Annotated in this window: 12 protein-coding genes and 1 riboswitch; of the genes, 6 read left to right on the plus strand and 6 right to left on the minus strand. The window is 69.8% G+C overall.

All coding sequences use genetic code 11. The features are described 5' to 3' along the window. The first annotated feature begins 424 nt into the window (after positions 1-424). Both QSK36_RS24585 and mgrA read left to right on the plus strand, forming a co-directional pair. Positions 425-2,470 carry a S9 family peptidase gene (locus QSK36_RS24585; RefSeq protein ID WP_285784226.1) on the plus strand — a complete coding sequence of 682 codons (2,046 nt, stop codon included), beginning with the start codon at positions 425-427 and terminating at the stop codon, positions 2,468-2,470. Further along, positions 2,467-3,492: an L-glyceraldehyde 3-phosphate reductase gene (gene mgrA, locus QSK36_RS24590; protein ID WP_183543808.1), complete on the plus strand. Its 1,026-nt coding sequence runs from the start codon at positions 2,467-2,469 to the stop codon at positions 3,490-3,492. Before QSK36_RS24585 ends, mgrA begins: the two co-directional genes overlap by 4 nt. A 227-nt stretch (positions 3,493-3,719) precedes the next feature. Here mgrA and QSK36_RS24595 read toward each other — a convergent pair whose 3' ends face one another. Further along, a complete protein-coding gene (locus QSK36_RS24595; protein WP_285784023.1) occupies positions 3,720-6,125 on the minus strand; it encodes a lysylphosphatidylglycerol synthase transmembrane domain-containing protein in 2,406 nt (801 codons plus the stop codon). A 49-nt stretch (positions 6,126-6,174) separates the two neighbouring features. Here QSK36_RS24595 and QSK36_RS24600 point away from each other — a divergent pair, with 49 nt between their 5' ends. Continuing rightward, the gene (locus QSK36_RS24600) at positions 6,175-6,612 is read left to right on the plus strand and encodes an RpiB/LacA/LacB family sugar-phosphate isomerase (protein ID WP_182900423.1); all 438 of its coding nucleotides are present in this window, start codon (positions 6,175-6,177) and stop codon (positions 6,610-6,612) included. A 35-nt stretch (positions 6,613-6,647) separates the two neighbouring features. After that, positions 6,648-8,696 carry a molybdopterin-containing oxidoreductase family protein gene (locus QSK36_RS24605; protein WP_183543804.1) on the plus strand — a complete coding sequence of 683 codons (2,049 nt, stop codon included), beginning with the start codon at positions 6,648-6,650 and terminating at the stop codon, positions 8,694-8,696. Here QSK36_RS24605 and QSK36_RS24610 read toward each other — a convergent pair. Further along, positions 8,667-9,113 (minus strand): GNAT family N-acetyltransferase, encoded by a 447-nt coding sequence (locus QSK36_RS24610; protein ID WP_183543802.1) that lies wholly within the window; start codon positions 9,111-9,113, stop codon positions 8,667-8,669. The genes QSK36_RS24605 and QSK36_RS24610 overlap by 30 nt on opposite strands. A gap of 86 nt (positions 9,114-9,199) precedes the next feature. Here QSK36_RS24610 and QSK36_RS24615 point away from each other — a divergent pair, with 86 nt between their 5' ends. Then, positions 9,200-9,649, plus strand: a complete 450-nt coding sequence (locus QSK36_RS24615) for a hypothetical protein (RefSeq protein WP_182900426.1) — start codon at positions 9,200-9,202, stop codon at positions 9,647-9,649. 3 nt (positions 9,650-9,652) lie between these two features. Here QSK36_RS24615 and QSK36_RS24620 read toward each other — a convergent pair whose 3' ends face one another. Next, on the minus strand, positions 9,653-10,036 hold the full coding sequence (locus QSK36_RS24620; RefSeq protein WP_139579770.1) for a VOC family protein: 384 nt from the start codon (positions 10,034-10,036) through the stop codon (positions 9,653-9,655). 41 nt (positions 10,037-10,077) lie between these two features. Continuing rightward, entirely contained in the window at positions 10,078-10,323 is a 246-nt protein-coding gene (locus QSK36_RS24625) for a CBU_0592 family membrane protein (protein ID WP_182900427.1), read from the minus strand. Positions 10,324-10,328: 5 nt separating this feature from the next. Continuing rightward, positions 10,329-10,400: riboswitch (guanidine-III (ykkC-III) riboswitch) on the minus strand. Positions 10,401-10,547: 147 nt separating this feature from the next. On the opposite strand from QSK36_RS24625, the gene QSK36_RS24630 reads away from it, so the two are divergent. Further along, positions 10,548-12,371 carry an acyl-CoA dehydrogenase gene (locus QSK36_RS24630; RefSeq protein ID WP_285784024.1) on the plus strand — a complete coding sequence of 608 codons (1,824 nt, stop codon included), beginning with the start codon at positions 10,548-10,550 and terminating at the stop codon, positions 12,369-12,371. A 166-nt stretch (positions 12,372-12,537) separates the two neighbouring features. On the opposite strand, the gene QSK36_RS24635 is transcribed toward QSK36_RS24630, so the two are convergent. Together QSK36_RS24635 and QSK36_RS24640 are read right to left on the minus strand one after the other, a co-directional pair. Beyond that, entirely contained in the window at positions 12,538-14,049 is a 1,512-nt protein-coding gene (locus QSK36_RS24635; RefSeq protein WP_285784025.1) for a sodium:solute symporter family protein, read from the minus strand. 404 nt (positions 14,050-14,453) lie between these two features. Next, positions 14,454-15,617: an MFS transporter gene (locus QSK36_RS24640; protein ID WP_285784026.1), complete on the minus strand. Its 1,164-nt coding sequence runs from the start codon at positions 15,615-15,617 to the stop codon at positions 14,454-14,456. Positions 15,618-15,640 lie beyond the last annotated feature (23 nt).

The raw sequence follows: 15,640 nt of genomic DNA on the forward strand, positions 1-15,640 counted from the left end.
GGACTTAATTTGACCCGAAACCCGCCGACCGACAGGAATTCGACCACCCCGTTTCCGGGGCAACCCCTCTAACTTACCCGAACCCCCAGCCCGACGCAAAACCACCGAACCAAGAAGATCGAAAAGCACGAGGAGTCGCCGGCAACCAGCCCTCGCACACACAAGACAACCACCGAAGTGATCGAAGAGGAGTGCGCCGAACCGCGCCGACACCACAAGATTACCAGGGTCCGGCACCGCCATGACCCGACTCGATACGAACGCCTGGAGTCCCGGATGTATTCCACCCGCCTCACGCCCGGGGCCGGTGGGACCGCGACGCGCCGGCCGCGGCCCCCTTGTTCCCCGTCACGGGTTATCCACAGGCCGCAGCGAGGAGGCTTGGCGGGACCATGCCGAACATAGACTTTGGCGGGTGAGCGACATGCCGCCTGTAGCGAAGAAGGTTCCCCTGGAGCGCACGCATCACGGTGACACCGTGGTCGACGAGTATGCGTGGCTGCTCAAGAAGGACGACCCCGACACCATCGCGTACCTGGAGGCGGAGAACGCCTACACCCAGGAGATGACCGACCACCTGCAGGACCTCCAGGAGAGCATCTTCAAGGAGATCAAGGGCAGGACCCTGGAGACGGACCTGTCGGTGCCCACCCGCAAGGGCGCCTGGTGGTACTACTCCCGCACCGAAGAGGGCAAGCAGTACGGCATCCAGTGCCGCGTGGCCGCCGACGGCGACAGCCCGCCACACCTGGAGCCGGGCACGTCTCTCCCGGGCGAACAGGTGATCCTGGACGGCAACGAGCTCGCCGGTGACAGCCCCTTCTTCTCCATGGGCACGAGCGTGGTCAGCCCCGACGGCACGAAGCTCGCCTACTCGACCGACTTCTCTGGAGACGAGCGCTTCACTCTCCGGTTCAAGGATCTGGAGACGGGCGAACTGCTCCCGGACGAGATTCCGGGAGTCTTCTACGGCGGCGCCTGGTCGGCCGACGGCTCCACGTTCTTCTACACGACGGTGGACGAGGCGTGGCGTCCGTACCGGATTCACCGGCACACGCTTGGCTCGACCGATGACGTCGTCGTTCACCAGGAGGACGACGAGCGCTTCTGGGTGGGCATCGGGCTGACCCGCAGCCAGCGCTACCTGGTGCTGACCTCGGGCAGCAAGATCACCAGCGAGGTCCGGGTCCTCGACGCGGACGCCCCGGAAGGCGAGTTCGCGGTGGTGCGGCCCCGGCAGACCGGCGTGGAGTACGGGCTGGAGCACGCGGCCGACCGCTTCCTCGTCCTGCACAACGACGGCGCCGTGAACTTCGAGCTCGCCACCGCCCCCATCGACGATCCCGGGAACTGGACTCCGCTGATCGAGCACAGGGACGACACGCGGCTGCTCGACGTGGACGCGTTCAAGGACTACGTCAGCGTCCACTTCCGCCGTGACGGTCTCACGGGTGTCCGGATCCTGCCGGGCGACGGCGGCGAGCCCTACGAGATCTCCTTCCCTGAGCCGCTGTACGACGTCGCGCCGACCGGCAACGCGGAGTTCGAGACCAGCCGGCTGCGTCTCAGCTACACGTCCATGGTCACTCCGCCGTCGGTATACGACTACGACCTGCGCTCCCGCGAGCTGATCCTGCTCAAGCAGAGGACGGTGCTCGGCGGCTACGACCCGGCCGACTACGAGCAGTTCCGCGAGTGGGCCACCGCCCCGGACGGCACCAGGATCCCGATCTCGATCGTGGTCCGGAAGGACACGAGCCGGCCCGCGCCCACCCTGCTTTACGGCTATGGCAGCTACGAGTCGTCCATCGATCCCTACTTCTCGGTGGCCCGGCTCTCGCTGCTGGACCGGGGGTTCACGTTCGCGATCGCCCACGTGCGCGGGGGCGGCGAGATGGGCCGCCGGTGGTACGAGGACGGCAAGCTGACCAGGAAGAAGAACAGCTTCACCGACTTCGTGGCGTCCGCGCGGCATCTGAAGGCCGAGGGATGGTCCGACAGGATCATCGCCAGGGGCGGCTCGGCCGGTGGTCTGCTCGTGGGCGCGGTCGCCAACCTGGCGCCGGAGGAGTTCGCGGGGATCGTCGCCGAGGTCCCGTTCGTGGACGCGCTGAACACGATCCTCGATCCGTCGCTGCCGCTCACGGTGACCGAGTGGGACGAGTGGGGTGACCCGCTGCACGATTCCGAGGTCTACGCGTACATGAAGTCCTACTCGCCCTACGAAAACGTCGACGGCCGGCCATACCCGCCGATCCTGGCGACCACCAGCCTCAACGACACGCGGGTGCTCTACCACGAGCCGGCCAAGTGGATGGCCCGGCTCCGTGCCACCGCGCAGGGCGGCCCGTTCCTGTTGAAGACCGAGATGGGCGCCGGCCACGGAGGCCGCAGCGGCCGTTACGACGCCTGGCGTGAGGAGGCGTTCGCGCTCTCCTGGATCCTCGACCGAGTTGGAGTGACCGAGTGAGCTATGTGGCTGCCGAGGGCCGATATGGGCCCATGCCGTACAACCGGACCGGACGGAGCGGGCTGAGGTTGCCCGCGGTGTCGCTCGGGTTGTGGCACAACTTCGGCGACGACAAGCCGATCGAGACCCAGCGGGCCATCCTCCGCCGGGCCTTCGACCGCGGAGTCACCCACTTCGACCTCGCCAACAACTACGGTCCGCCGTACGGCTCCGCCGAGATCAACTTCGGGCACCTCTACCAGCAGGACTTCGCCAGGTATCGCGACGAGCTGGTGATCTCCACCAAGGCGGGGTACGACATGTGGCCCGGCCCGTACGGCAACTGGGGGTCGCGCAAGTATCTGCTCGCGAGCCTCGACCAGTCGCTGAAGCGGATGGGCCTCGACTACGTGGACATCTTCTACAGCCACCGCTTCGATCCGGAGACGCCCCTGGAGGAGACCATGGGGGCGCTCGCCCACGCGGTCCGCTCGGGCAAGGCGCTCTACGCGGGCATCTCGTCCTACTCGCCGGAGCGGACCCGGCAGGCCGCGGCGATCCTGCGGGACATGGGCACGCCGTTGCTCATCCACCAGCCCTCCTACTCGATGCTCAACCGGTGGATCGAGAACGGGCTGCTCGACGTGCTGGAGGAGGAGGGCGCCGGCTGCATCGCGTTCTCTCCGTTGGCCCAGGGCATGCTGACCGACCGCTACCTGGCCGGCGTTCCGAAGGACTCTCGGGCGGCCCAGGGCAAGTCGCTCGATCCGTCCCTGCTGACGGAGGAGAGCCTGCGCCATGTCCGGCGGCTCAACGAGATCGCCGGGCAGCGCGGGCAGTCGCTGGCGCAGATGGCCCTGGCCTGGGCGCTTCGCGATCCGCGGATGACGTCGGTCCTGATCGGCGCGAGCAGCGTCGAGCAACTCGACGACAGCCTCGACGCGATCAACCGGCTCGACTTCACCCAGGACGAGCTGGACGCGATCGACAAGGACGCGGTCGAGTGCGGGATCAATCTCTGGGCCGCTTCCAGCGCGGAATGAGCGTCCACGAGCCGCGGTGCACCGGCCGGCGCGCCTGCACCGCGGCGTGTGACCCATGCTCGTGACCCCATGCTCGTGACTCCAGGCTGGTGGCCCCCGGGCTCATGGCCGGTGTCTGTGCTCTGGCGCACAGACACCGGGCGCCTGAGGCCTCAGCCCCACCGCACGCCTGTCCCGGCGGACAGCGCTGCCCGGCCGGGGCCTCGCCGAAGCCGGCCGTCGACGGTTCAGAGGGCGTTCTGACGCTGGAGGTAGGCGAAGGAGGCCCAGCCGGGCAGGACGGGAAGCCAGAACGTCATCAGCCGGAACAGCAGCACGGCCGAGGTGGCGATGGGGCCCGGCACGCCGGCGACCTGCAGGCCGAGCGACAGGGCGTACTCCACCGCGCCCAGCCCGCCGGGCGTCGGAGCGGCCGATCCGATGGCGTTGCCGGCCAGGAACACCACGGCGACCGCCGTGAAGCTGGCCTTGCCGCCGAACGCCTGGACGCACGCCTCAAGGCAGATCACGAAGCTGAGGGTGAGCAGCAGGGTCCCGCCCACCGCCTCGACGATCTTCTTGGGCGACTGCACCACGTCGAGCAGCCGGGGGATCACCCCCGAGAACATCGCCCGCAGGCGGGTGGTCAGCACGCGGCGAAGCGGCCGTACGGCGAGCACGATCAGGAAGAGCACCGCGACGCCGAGCAACACGACGAGCAGGCCCCGCGACGGGGTGAGGGACGGCGCGGCCTGCGTTCCGGTGAGGTAGCCGAACAGCAGCAGCAGCATGATGTGCATGGCCAGGCCGATGAGCTGCGAAGCTCCCACGCTGGTCACCGCCGCCCCCGGCGGAACGCCTCGTTTCTGCAGATAACGGGTGTTGAGCGCGACGCCGCCGACCGCGGCGGGCGCGACCAGCTTCACGAACGACGCGGCGAGCTGGGCCAGGACCGTGCGGCCGAGCGGCAGCGGCTCGGGCACGAACCCGCGCAGCATGATCGCCGCCGCGACGTAGCTGAGGGCGCCGGCGACCAGCGCGACGCCGCTCCACGCCCAGTTCGCCGTGGTGATCACGCTGATCAGGTTGACCTGGCTGAGCTGGGAGAGCAGGAAGTAGGCGCCGAGCGTGCTGACGATGATCGTCAACAGCGTCCGGGGGCGGAACCGTTCGAGCCGCACCTCCTCGACCTCGACCTGCGGCTTCAGCGCGGTGATCTGCTCGCGGATGGCGGGCAGGAGCTTCCTGTCCCGGCGGGCGGCCGTCCGGGTGTCCCGGCTCAGCGCGATCCGCTGGAGCAGCGGCATCGCCCCGGCCAGCGTGTTCTCCCCCAGCGCCTTCGCCGCCGATCCGACAGAGCGCTCGGCTCCCACCCGAGTGCCGAGGTAGGCGAGGAGCTGGGCGATGTCGAGCCGCAGCAGCAGGTCGCCTGCCGCGATCTCGCCGCTCCGGGCGTCCACGAGGTAGACGTTCCGATGGGCGTCGACGTGGATGCTCTCGCCGGTGAGGTGGCGGTGGGCCAGGCGCTGCGCGTGCAGCAGCCGGACCTGATCCCACATCCGCTCCAGCAGCTCGTCGTCGAAGTCCTCGTCCTGTAGATCGCTCACCGGCCGGGTGTCCACGTGCTCGTAGGCGAGCAGCGCGGCCTCGGTGCCGACCTCGCTCGTGCCGAGCAGGCGCGGCAGCCGCACCCCGGCGGCCTGCGCGGCGTACGCCATCAGCGCCTCGCGCTCCAGCTCGGCGCGCAACGAGCGGATGGCTCTGCGCCGGGTCTCGCTGTTGAGCAGGAAACGCCGCCAGAGCCGGTAGAGGACGCCCGCCACCTGCCGGTCCCGGTCGAGCACGGTCACGTCGATCCGCCGGTCGTCGGCGAGGCCGACCAGGTAGCGGCGGCTGCCCGAGCTGTCGTCCTCCACCCGCCTGGCGCTGACCGGCGTGAAACCGAGCCTGCGCAGCGCCGCCAGCACGGCGCTGCCGGGCGGCCTGGTGTTCGCGCTGCCGATGCCGTAGAGCGTGCCGAACCCGACGGCGAGGCCGACGACGTACGTGAGGATCACGCCGAGGGCGGTGACCTTGGTGGCGGTGAAGAGCGCGAACACGTCGAGGGCGAGCGCGACCCACATCAGCGCCCGCCAGTTCGGGCGCCGCGCCATCCGCACGGCCGTGGCGTACGCGATGGCGGGGGTGAGCACGGTGTTGAGCGGCTCCACGTCCCTGCCGCCGGTGAGCAGCTGCACCAGGTCGGCCGGGCCCGCCTGAACCAGCCACTCGTCCAGCGCGTACGACACCAGCAGAGCGAGGATCGCGGCGATCAGCCCCTGGGTGACCCGCATGCCATCGCGGTGGAAGACCCGCTCGACGGCGAACGCGACCGGGACGACCAGCACGGCGACGCCGCCCAGCAGCCCGGCGGCGGCCGACAGCACATCAGGGGCGCGGCCGGTGCCCGCCTGGACGTCGGTCTCCAGGCCGTTCAGCGTGCGCTGCAGGGCCAGGGCCATCAGTGTGACGGCGACGAGGGACAGCAGCGTGAGCAGGAACCGCAGTGCGTCGGAAGGACGGCGGATCCGCTGCGGCAGCAGAGGCTCGACGACGAGGACAGCTCCCCGGCCAGGAGTGTCCAGCGTTATGTCCTGCTCCTTGATGCCTCTCACCACCAGCGATTCTGTGCGATCTTCGCACTCGGTGTCCACAATTGACGGCATGCGTATATCCCTGGCCTCGGACAGCCTCGACGGGATCGCGTCGGTGCTTGTGGCCGAGGTGGAACGGCGCGGCCATTCAGTCACACTCTATGGAGCACTGGCCCCCGGCGACCGGGCCGATTGGGCGTGGTGCTGTTCCGCCGCGGCGAGGGACGTCGCGGAGGGCCGCGCGGACCAGGCCGTGGTCTGTTGCTGGACCGGCACCGGCGCGTCCATAGCGGCAAACAAGGTAGCGGGCGTGCGGGCGGCGCTGTGCACCGACGCCGCCACCGCCGCGGGCGCCCGCAAGTGGAACGACGCCGACGTGCTCGCGCTCAGTCTCCGCCTCACCTCCCAGCAGGTTCTGACGGAGATTCTGGACGCCTGGTTCTCCGAGGCGCCCAGCACCGACCCCGAGGACGCCGCCAACATCGCGTACGTGCGGGAAATCCGGTAGAGACCGCCCGCAGGCGGCGCGCTAACGTCGATGCCATGAGCACGTCGCTACCCGTCCTCGGCGCCTGCCCGCTCGACTGCCCCGACACCTGCTCCTGGGTCGTCACCGTACGCGACGGTGAGGCCGTCGGATTGCGCGGCAACCGCGACCACCCCTACACGCGCGGGGCCCTGTGCGTGAAGGTCAACCGCTACCTGGAGCAGGTGCGGTCGGCCGACCGCGTTCTCCACCCGTTGAAGAGGGTGGGGCCGAAGGGATCCGGCCGGTTCGAGCGGATCGGCCTGGACCAGGCGCTGTCGGAGATCGCCGCCAAGCTGACGTCGATCGTCGAGGAGCACGGCGGCGAGGCGATCTGGCCCTATCAGGGCACCGGGACGCTCGGCTACGTCCAAGGCGAGTCGGGTCAGGCCGGGCGGCGGTTCTGGAACGCCCTCGGTGCGTCCCGGCACGACCTCAACATCTGCGCGCGGGCCGGCAACGACGGGCTGCGGTACGTCAACGGGACTCCCGGCGGCATGGACCCGGAGACGTTCGCGTTGTCGCGGCTCATCCTGCTGTGGGGCACCAACACGCTGACCAGCGGCCACCACCTGTGGAAGTTCGTCCAGGACGCTCGCGCCGCCGGGGCGTACGTCGTGGCGATCGACCCCATCCGCACGCGTACGGCCGACCAGGCGGACGAGCACCTGCCGATCCGGCCCGGCACCGACGCCGCGCTCGCCCTCGGCCTGCTGCACGTCGTGCTGGAGGAGGGCGCGGAGGACCGCGCGTACATCGAGGAGCACACGACCGGCTGGGACGAGTTCGAGGCCGAGATCCGCAGGCATCCGCCGGCGTTGGTCGCGGAGATCACCGGCCTGCCCGAGGAGCGGATCCGCGCCCTCGGCGTACGGCTCGCGCACACCCGGCCGACCGGCATCCGGGCCACGATGGGCATCCAGCGGCACGCGGGCGGCGGGGCCGCGATGCGGGTGATCGCGTGCATCCCGGGCGTCACCGGCGACTGGCGCCACCCGGGTGGCGGCGTGGCCTACTCCACCTCGGGATACGCCCCCACCGGCCCCGATCCGCGTGACGACCTGCTCCCCCACCCCGTGCGTACGCTCACGATGACCCGGCTGGCCGACGGGCTGGACGAGTCGGTCAAGTGCCTGTGGGTGTATGCGGCCAACCCGCTGGGCTCGACCTCCGACCAGAACCGGATCAGGGCGGCACTGGCACGGGAGGATCTGTTCACGGTGGTGATGGAGCAGTTCCCGACCGACACCGTCGACTACGCCGACTACGTGCTGCCCGCGACCATGCAGATCGAGCACCTGGACGTGCACCACGGCTACGGGCACATGTACATGGTGTGGAACGAGCCCGCCGTCGAGCCGCCGGGCGAGTGCCTCTCCACGACCGAGACCTTCCGCCGGCTCGCCCGGCTGATGGGCCTGACCGAGCCGTCCCTCTACGACAGCGACCTCGAACTGGCCGGGCAGACGCTCGCCCAGGCGGGGATCTCGCTGGAGGAGTGCCGCAAGCAGGGGTGGGCCCGGCTTCCGGTGGCGGACCCGTTCGTGCCGTTCACGGAGGGCTTCCCGACGCCGAGCGGGCGGCTGGAGTTCGCCTCCGCGAAGGCCGAGGCCGCCGGGCTGCCGCGCGTGGCGGGCTACGTCCCCTCGTTCACCGCCCGTACGGCTCCCGCCGACCGGCCGCACCCACTCGTCATGATCACCCCGGCCGCGCACACGTTCCTCAACACGCAGTTCGCCAACAACCCGGAGCTGCGCAAGCGGTCGAAGGGCCCGCGGGTGCTGGTCAACCCGGCCGACGCCGCGTCCCGGGGGCTCGTGGACGGGCAGGCCGCCCGGGTCTTCAACGGCAACGGCGAGTTCAGGGCGTACGTGGAGGTCAGCGACCGGGTGGCGCAGGGGGTGGTGGCGGCGCCGAAGGGCCACTGGCCGAAGCTGTCGGCGGGCGCCAACCCCAACGCGCTGGTTGACGAGCGGGACGCCGACATGGGCCGGGGCCCGGTCTACCACGACAACTTCGTCGACGTCGCCCCGCTGTCAGAGGAGGAGCTTGAACCCCTCGTGTGAGGCCGTGAAGCCGAGCGAGCCGTAGAAGCGGTGGGCCTCGGTGCGGGCCTTGTCGGAGGTGAGCTGAACCAGCGCGCAGCCGCGCTCCCGGGCCCGCTCGACCGCCCACCGCATCATCTCCCGGCCGATTCCGCGGTTGCGGTGCGGCACGGCGACCCTGACCGCCTCGATCAGCGCGCGCTCGCCACCCCGCCGCGACAGCCCGGGAATGTAGGTGATCTGCATGGTCCCGACCGCCTCGCCGTCCGACTCCACGACGATCAACTCGTTGCGCGGGTCGGCGTCCACCGCCTCGAAGGCGGCGTGGTAGTCCGGCTCCCCGGAAGACGGGCGGGCGGCGGTGATCGGGTCCTCGTTGATCATGGCCACGATGACGGGGACGTCCTCACGCCGGGCCGTACGGAAGTGCAGCGACATGCCGGGGAGCCTAACCGGGTGGCGTCAGGGGCGGCTCAGGGACTTCCCCGATGCCGGAGAAACGCCCGAAAAGGCACGCTGTAGTCATGAACGAACTGACCCGCATGGACGAGATGTCCTTGGCCGGCGCGGCCCTGCGCGGCGCGCCCTGGCGGGCCGCGGCGACGTCCGGTGGGGCGGTCGCGGCCACGAGCTTCCTCCTGGGCGTCATCCTGCCCGGCCCGGCCGACCTGACCTGGGCCCTGTGCGCGGGGATCACCGTGTTCGCCCTCGTCGCGGCGATCGGCGCGATCTCCAAGCCGGACGTCGGCGACCGGGTGACCCGGCAGGCCCGCCTGTGGGCGCTGCGCCACCCCTGGCGCTTCTCGCTCTACCCGGGCCTCGGCGCGGCGGCCCTCATGTACCCGGTGCAGCTCGTGATCGACCACGAGGGCGTCTTCGGCTCGGCCTGGGACGCGCTGTGGGGCGGCGCGCTCGTGCTGCTGATCACCACCGTTCTCACGTTCTCGATGCGCGGCCGGGCCAAGAGCTCCTAAGCCTCACGCGGAGGCGGCACGCTCGTACTCGCCCCGGCAGACGCAGAACTCGTTGCCCTCGGGGTCGAGGAGAGTGACCCAGCCGGTGCCCTCCGGGGTGCGGTGGTCCTCGTACGGCTTGGCCCCGAGCGCGAGCAGCCGCTCCACCTCCTGGTCGCGGGTGCGCTCCCCGGAGGGGACGACGTCGAGGTGGAGGCGGTTCTTGACCGTCTTGCCCTCGGGCACCTGGATGAAAAGCAGATGCGGAGGGCCGTCAGGACGGTCCAGCATGACCTCGTCGTCCTCCGGCTCGGAGTCGACGAGCGGCCAGCCCAGGGCCTCGCTCCACCACTGGGCCAGCTCGTACGGCCGGGCGCAGTCGATCGTCATCGTGTGGATCTCCATCATGCGCCCAGCCAACCGCGACACCGGTAAAGCTGTCAAGCAGGTTACGTTGCCGTCCGTCGCGGTCGCAGGGACTGGACGAGGCCCACCGCGGACACGATGGCCCAGACCCCCTCCAGCAGCAGGAATCCCCAGTCGTCGTCCGCGTACGCGAGCCATGCGAGCACCGCGGAGCCGACGAGGTTGAGCGTGAGGTAGATCTTCGAACGGTTGTCCAGGACGTTCATCTGGGAGAGCAGGAACGCGCCGAGGATGAGGACGGCGCCGGCGATCTGCAGAACTTGGTCCATGTCCTTCCGCCCACCGTCTTCGCTGGTCCGGGTACGGAGGGCACCTCGTCCGGGAGGGCCGCGGATCACGGCCCTCACATCATGTGACCATACCGGTCGCACCTAACCAATCCGTGCGAACTGTGGCACAGACCATGGATATCGCCGGTTACTCGCGGGTAGCATTCGTTTAGAGTTACCGACCAGTACGTTACCCCCGGGTTCGGTTCTAGGAGCGCACACAGATGGGTCACTACAAGAGCAACCTCCGCGACCTGGAGTTCAACCTCTTCGAGGTGTTCGGGCGCAGGGAGATCCTCGGCACCGGCCCGTTCGCCGAGGTGGACGAGGACACCGCGCGAAGCGTGCTGGACGAGGTCAACCGGCTCGCCACGGGTCCGATCGCCGACTCGTTCGAGGACGCCGACCGGCACCCGCCCGTCTTCGACCCCGCGACGCACAGCGTGACGATGCCGGAGAGCTTCAAGCGCTCCTACCAGGCATGGGTGGACGCCGAGTGGTGGCGCCTGGAGTTGCAGCCGGAGCTCGGCGGCACGCCCGCCCCGCGCAGCCTGGTGTGGGCCATGGCCGAGATGGTGCTCGGCGCCAACCCCGCCGTGTGGATGTTCGCCTGCGGCCCGGCCTTCGCCCACCTGCTGTTCGAGCTCGGCACCCCGGAGCAGAAGCGGTTCGCCGAGATGGCCGTCGAGCGGCGCTGGGGCGCGACCATGGTGCTGACCGAGCCCGACGCCGGTTCCGACGTGGGCGCAGGCCGTACGAAGGCGGTCCAGCAGGCCGACGGCACCTGGCACATCGAGGGCGTCAAGCGCTTCATCACCAGCGCCGAGCACGACATGGCCGAGAACATCTTCCACCTCGTGCTGGCCCGGCCCGAGGGCGCCAAGCCCGGCACCAAGGGCCTGTCGATGTTCCTCGTGCCGAAGTACCTGGTGGACCTGGAGACCGGCGAGCTGGGCGAGCGCAACGGCGTGTACGTCACCAACGTCGAGAAGAAGATGGGCCTGAAGGTCTCCACGACCTGTGAGCTCACGCTCGGCGAGAAGCACCCCGCCATCGGTTACCTGGTCGGCGACGCGCACGACGGCATCCGGCAGATGTTCATGGTGATCGAGCACGCCCGCATGATGGTGGGCGCCAAGGCCATCGCCACGCTGTCCACCGGCTATCTCAACGCGCTGGACTTCGCGAAGAACCGCGTCCAGGGCGCCGACCTCACCCGCTCGGGCGACAAGACCGCCCCGCGCGTGACGATCACCCACCACCCCGACGTACGCCGCGAGCTCATGCTGCAGAAGTCGTACGCCGAGGCGATGCGGGCGCTGGTCATCTACACGGCGACGATCCAGGACCAGATCCAGATCGCGGAGTTCGAGGGCCGCCGCGACGAGGCCGCCGAAGCGCTCAACGACCTGCTGCTCCCGCTCGTCAAGGGCGTCGGCTCCGAGCGGTCGTACGAGCTGCTGGCCCGCTCGCTGCAGACGCTCGGCGGCTCGGGCTTCCTCCAGGACTACCCGATCGAGCAGTACATCCGCGACTCGAAGATCGACTCGCTGTACGAGGGCACGACCGCGATCCAGGGCCAGGACCTGTTCTTCCGCAAGGTCCTGAAGAACCAGGGCGCGGCGCTGGGGTGGCTGCTCGGCGAGATCAAGGCGTTCGCCGCCTCTGAGGCGGGCAACGGGCGACTGAAGGTCGAGCGCGGCCTGCTCGACGAGGCGGCCGACGAGGTCAAGGCCATGGCCGACACGATGGCCGGCTGGGCGATCGCCTCCATGGAGACGCCGCAGGAGGTCTACAAGGTCGGCCTCAACACCACCCGGTTCCTCATGGCGCTGGGCGACCTGGTGCTGGGCTGGCTGCTGCTGCGCCAGGCCGAGATCGCGCTGAACGCCCTGTCCGCCTCGGAGGAGGACAAGGCGTTCTACACGGGCAAGATCGCGGCGGCCTCGTTCTTCGCGCAGACCGTGCTGCCGCGCGTGGCCGCCGAGCGCCGCGTGCTCGCCGCCACCGGCCAGGACCTCATGGAACTGCCGGAAGAGTCCTTCTGATCTGTTCTGGTTCGGTACGGCCGCCGCCCACGTAACGGTGCGGCGGCCGTACCGCGTTTCTGTGCCGCACCGCTCCCGGGCCGGTCAGGTGAACGCGGGAAGCGGTGCGGCGGTCAGGGGAGGCACACCCCCAGGCGGAGGCACATCCTCAGGCGGGCGCACGCCCTCAGGCGGACGTCGGAAGCGGCCGGGCGGCGCCGTCCTCGTCGGTGTTGACGGTCTGGAGCAGTTCCTCGCGCTCGGGGGTGTTCTCCGGGCGGATGAAGCCGATGATCGTGAAAAGCACCAGCGAGGTGGCCACCGGCGCGGCCGTCGCCACGGCGGTCGAGACGTCGCTCATGCCGTAGTTGGTGAGCCAGAAGACGAACAGGCCGGCCGCCCACGAGACCAGCGCGGCCGTCGGGCCGGACCTGCGGAACAGCGGCAGCATGCCGAGCAGCAGCGGGATCGAGATCGGGCCCATGAGCCCGGCCACCCATTTGATGACGACCGTGATGATGTCCTTCAGCACCGGGCTGTTGACCTGGGTGGCCACGGTCATCGACAGCGCGATGAACGCCACCGTGGTGACCCGGGCCGCGACCAGGGCGGCCCTGGTGTCCCAGGCCCGCGCCGCGCGGGACAGCACCGGGATCACGTCGCGGGTGAAGACCGAGGCGATCGCGTTGGCGTCGGAGGAGGCCATCGCCATCGTGTGCGAGAAGAAGCCGGCGATCACCAGGCCGAGCAGGCCGTGCGGGATGAGCTGGGTGGTCAGCAGCGCGTAGGAGTCGCTCGCGTCCGGCTTGGTCGCGTGGACCAGCAGCGGCGCGGCCCACATCGGGAAGAACAGCAGCAGCGGCCAGATCGCCCACAGCACGGCCGACAGCCGGGCGCCGCGGGCCGCCTGGGCCGCCGACGGCGCGGCCATGTAGCGCTGGGCCTGGTTCCACATGCCGCCGTTGTACTCGAACGTCTTGATGAACAGGAACGCGAGCAGGAACGTCACGGTGAACGGGCCGTTCAATGGCTGCGCGTGCTCGGGCGGCAGCCGGTCCCACATGTCCCCCACCGCGCTGATGCCGCCGAGCTTGGCGAGGACGGCGAACAGCATGACGACGCCGGCGAGGAGCTGGATGACGAACTGCCCGAAGTCGGTGAGCGCGTCGGCCCACAGGCCGCCGACCGTGCAGTAGACGGCGGTGACGACGCCGGTGATCAGGATGCCCTGGTTGAGCGACAGCCCGGTGAACGTCGACAGCAGCGTGGCGATCGCGGCCCACTTGGCGCCGACGTCCACGATCTTCAGCAGGCCGCCGGACCAGGCGAGCGCCTGCTGGGTCGGCACGTTGTACCGCTTGGCGAGGAACTCCAGCGGCGAGCTGACCCTGAGCTTCGACCGGATCCGATTCAGCCTCGGGGCGAACAGCACCGAGCCGATCGCGATGCCGATCGCGATCGGGAAGGCCCAGGTGACGTACGAGGTGGCGCCATAGAGGTAGGCGATGCCGGCGTACCCGGTGAACATGACGGCGCTGTAGCCGGACATGTGGTGCGAGATGCCGGCCAGCCACCAGGGCATCTTGCCGCCGGCGGTGAAGAAGTCACTGATGTTGCCGATGCGCCGGTGCGAGTAGACGCCGATCGCCACCATGACGATGAAATAGGCGCCCAGAACGAACCAGTCCAATGGGTTCACGCGCGTCGTACCTCCGGGTGAACGGCGGCACCCGGACCGACAACCGCCTGGCCTCGTTACGATGCGCCCGCCCCCCTCCCGCCGTCAATGGCGGGTTCGCAGGTCACGGGCGTACGGGAGAGCGGATCGAGGCCGTGATGCAGGTCACAGCGTGTTCATACTCATGAACCAGCTTCGCGTATCTGAATCGTTATCAGGAACGGCCTTGATCTCGCACGGGGTGGGGGGTGAAAGTGTGCGGCGAAATGAGATTCCAGCAAGCGGCACACAACGGACCCGTCACCGCCTGGCACCGGTGATCGTCCGGCAGGGCACGTAGCGAGCGGGAGGACGAGGGGCGCCGCCCCCGCCCTTCGCGTGAGCATGCCCGGGAGTGTGAAAGGCCCAGTGCACGAGAGAGAAGGTCAGACGGCCGCGACCACGGCGGAGCGGCGTTCGAGGGCGGCCGAGAGGACGGCGAGCACGAGCGCGGAGGCGGTGAGGAGGGCGCCCACCCAGTTGGGCGCGGTGTAGCCCAGGCCAGCCGCGATGACGAGGCCGCCGAGCCAGGAGCTCAGGGCGTTGCCGAGGTTGAAGGCGCCGATGTTCACGGCCGAGGCCAGCGTCGGCGCGCCGTGGGCCAGGTCGAGCACGCGCTTCTGCAGCGGCGGCACGGTGGCGAAGCCGAGCGCCCCGATCAGGGCGACGGTCACCGCGGCCAGGATCTTGCTGTGCGCGGTCAGCGTGAAGGCGGCGAGGACGACCGCGAGGGCGCCCAGCGAGACGTACAGCATCGGCATCAGCGCGCGGTCGGCGAACCTTCCGCCGACGAGGTTGCCGGCGACCATGCCGAGGCCGAAGAGGACCAGGAGCCAGGTGACCGCCCCTTCGGGATAGCCCGCGACCCGGACCATCATGGGCGCGATGTACGTGATGGCCGCGAAGACGCCGCCGAACCCGAGCACGGTCATGCCCATCGCCAGCACCACCTGGACGTCGCGGAGTGCGGCCACTTCGTGACGCAGGCGTACGCCCTCGGGGCGCGGCATCTCGGGCACGAGCACGGCGATGCCGATCAGGCCGACGGCACCGAGCCCGGCGACGACGGCGAAGGTGGTCCGCCAGCCGGCGACCTGGCCGACCAGGGTGCCCAGGGGTACGCCGACGACGTTGGCCACGGTCAGACCGGTGAACATCAGGGCGATCGCCCCGGCCCTCCGGTGCGGGGCGACCAGTTCGGCCGCGACCACGGAACCGATGCCGAAGAACGCGCCGTGCGCCAGCGAGGCGACCACTCGGCCGGCCAGCATCACTCCGAAGCCCGGCGCGAGGGCCGAGAGCAGGTTGCCGGCGATGAACAGCGCCATCAGCAGCATCAGCACGCGCTTGCGGGACATGGTCGTCCCCAGCACGGTCATCGGCGGGGCGCCGACGACCACGCCCAGGGCGTAGCCCGTCACGAGCAGGCCGACGGTCGGGATGGAGACCCCGAGATCGGACGCCACCTGCGGAAGCAACCCCGTGATCACGAACTCGGTGGTCCCGATCCCGAAGGCCCCGATGGCGAGGGCTACGAGTGCGAGAGGCATGAACGTCCCCCAACGATTGCAGG

Source organism: Microbispora sp. NBRC 16548 (genome assembly GCF_030268985.1).
In the GTDB taxonomy this organism is placed as follows: domain Bacteria; phylum Actinomycetota; class Actinomycetes; order Streptosporangiales; family Streptosporangiaceae; genus Microbispora; species Microbispora catharanthi.

Bases quoted from the DNA above. Each gene is read 5' to 3' on its own strand.
- QSK36_RS24585 (WP_285784226.1), top strand. From the start codon at position 425: ATGCCGCCTGTAGCGAAGAAGGTTCCCCTGGAGCGCACGCATCACGGT.
- QSK36_RS24600 (WP_182900423.1), top strand. From the start codon at position 6,175: ATGCGTATATCCCTGGCCTCGGACAGCCTCGACGGGATCGCGTCGGTG.
- QSK36_RS24605 (WP_183543804.1), top strand. From the start codon at position 6,648: ATGAGCACGTCGCTACCCGTCCTCGGCGCCTGCCCGCTCGACTGCCCC.
- QSK36_RS24610 (WP_183543802.1), bottom strand. From the start codon at position 9,113: ATGTCGCTGCACTTCCGTACGGCCCGGCGTGAGGACGTCCCCGTCATC.
- QSK36_RS24615 (WP_182900426.1), top strand. From the start codon at position 9,200: ATGAACGAACTGACCCGCATGGACGAGATGTCCTTGGCCGGCGCGGCC.
- QSK36_RS24620 (WP_139579770.1), bottom strand. From the start codon at position 10,036: ATGATGGAGATCCACACGATGACGATCGACTGCGCCCGGCCGTACGAG.
- QSK36_RS24625 (WP_182900427.1), bottom strand. From the start codon at position 10,323: ATGGACCAAGTTCTGCAGATCGCCGGCGCCGTCCTCATCCTCGGCGCG.
- QSK36_RS24630 (WP_285784024.1), top strand. From the start codon at position 10,548: ATGGGTCACTACAAGAGCAACCTCCGCGACCTGGAGTTCAACCTCTTC.
- QSK36_RS24640 (WP_285784026.1), bottom strand. From the start codon at position 15,617: ATGCCTCTCGCACTCGTAGCCCTCGCCATCGGGGCCTTCGGGATCGGG.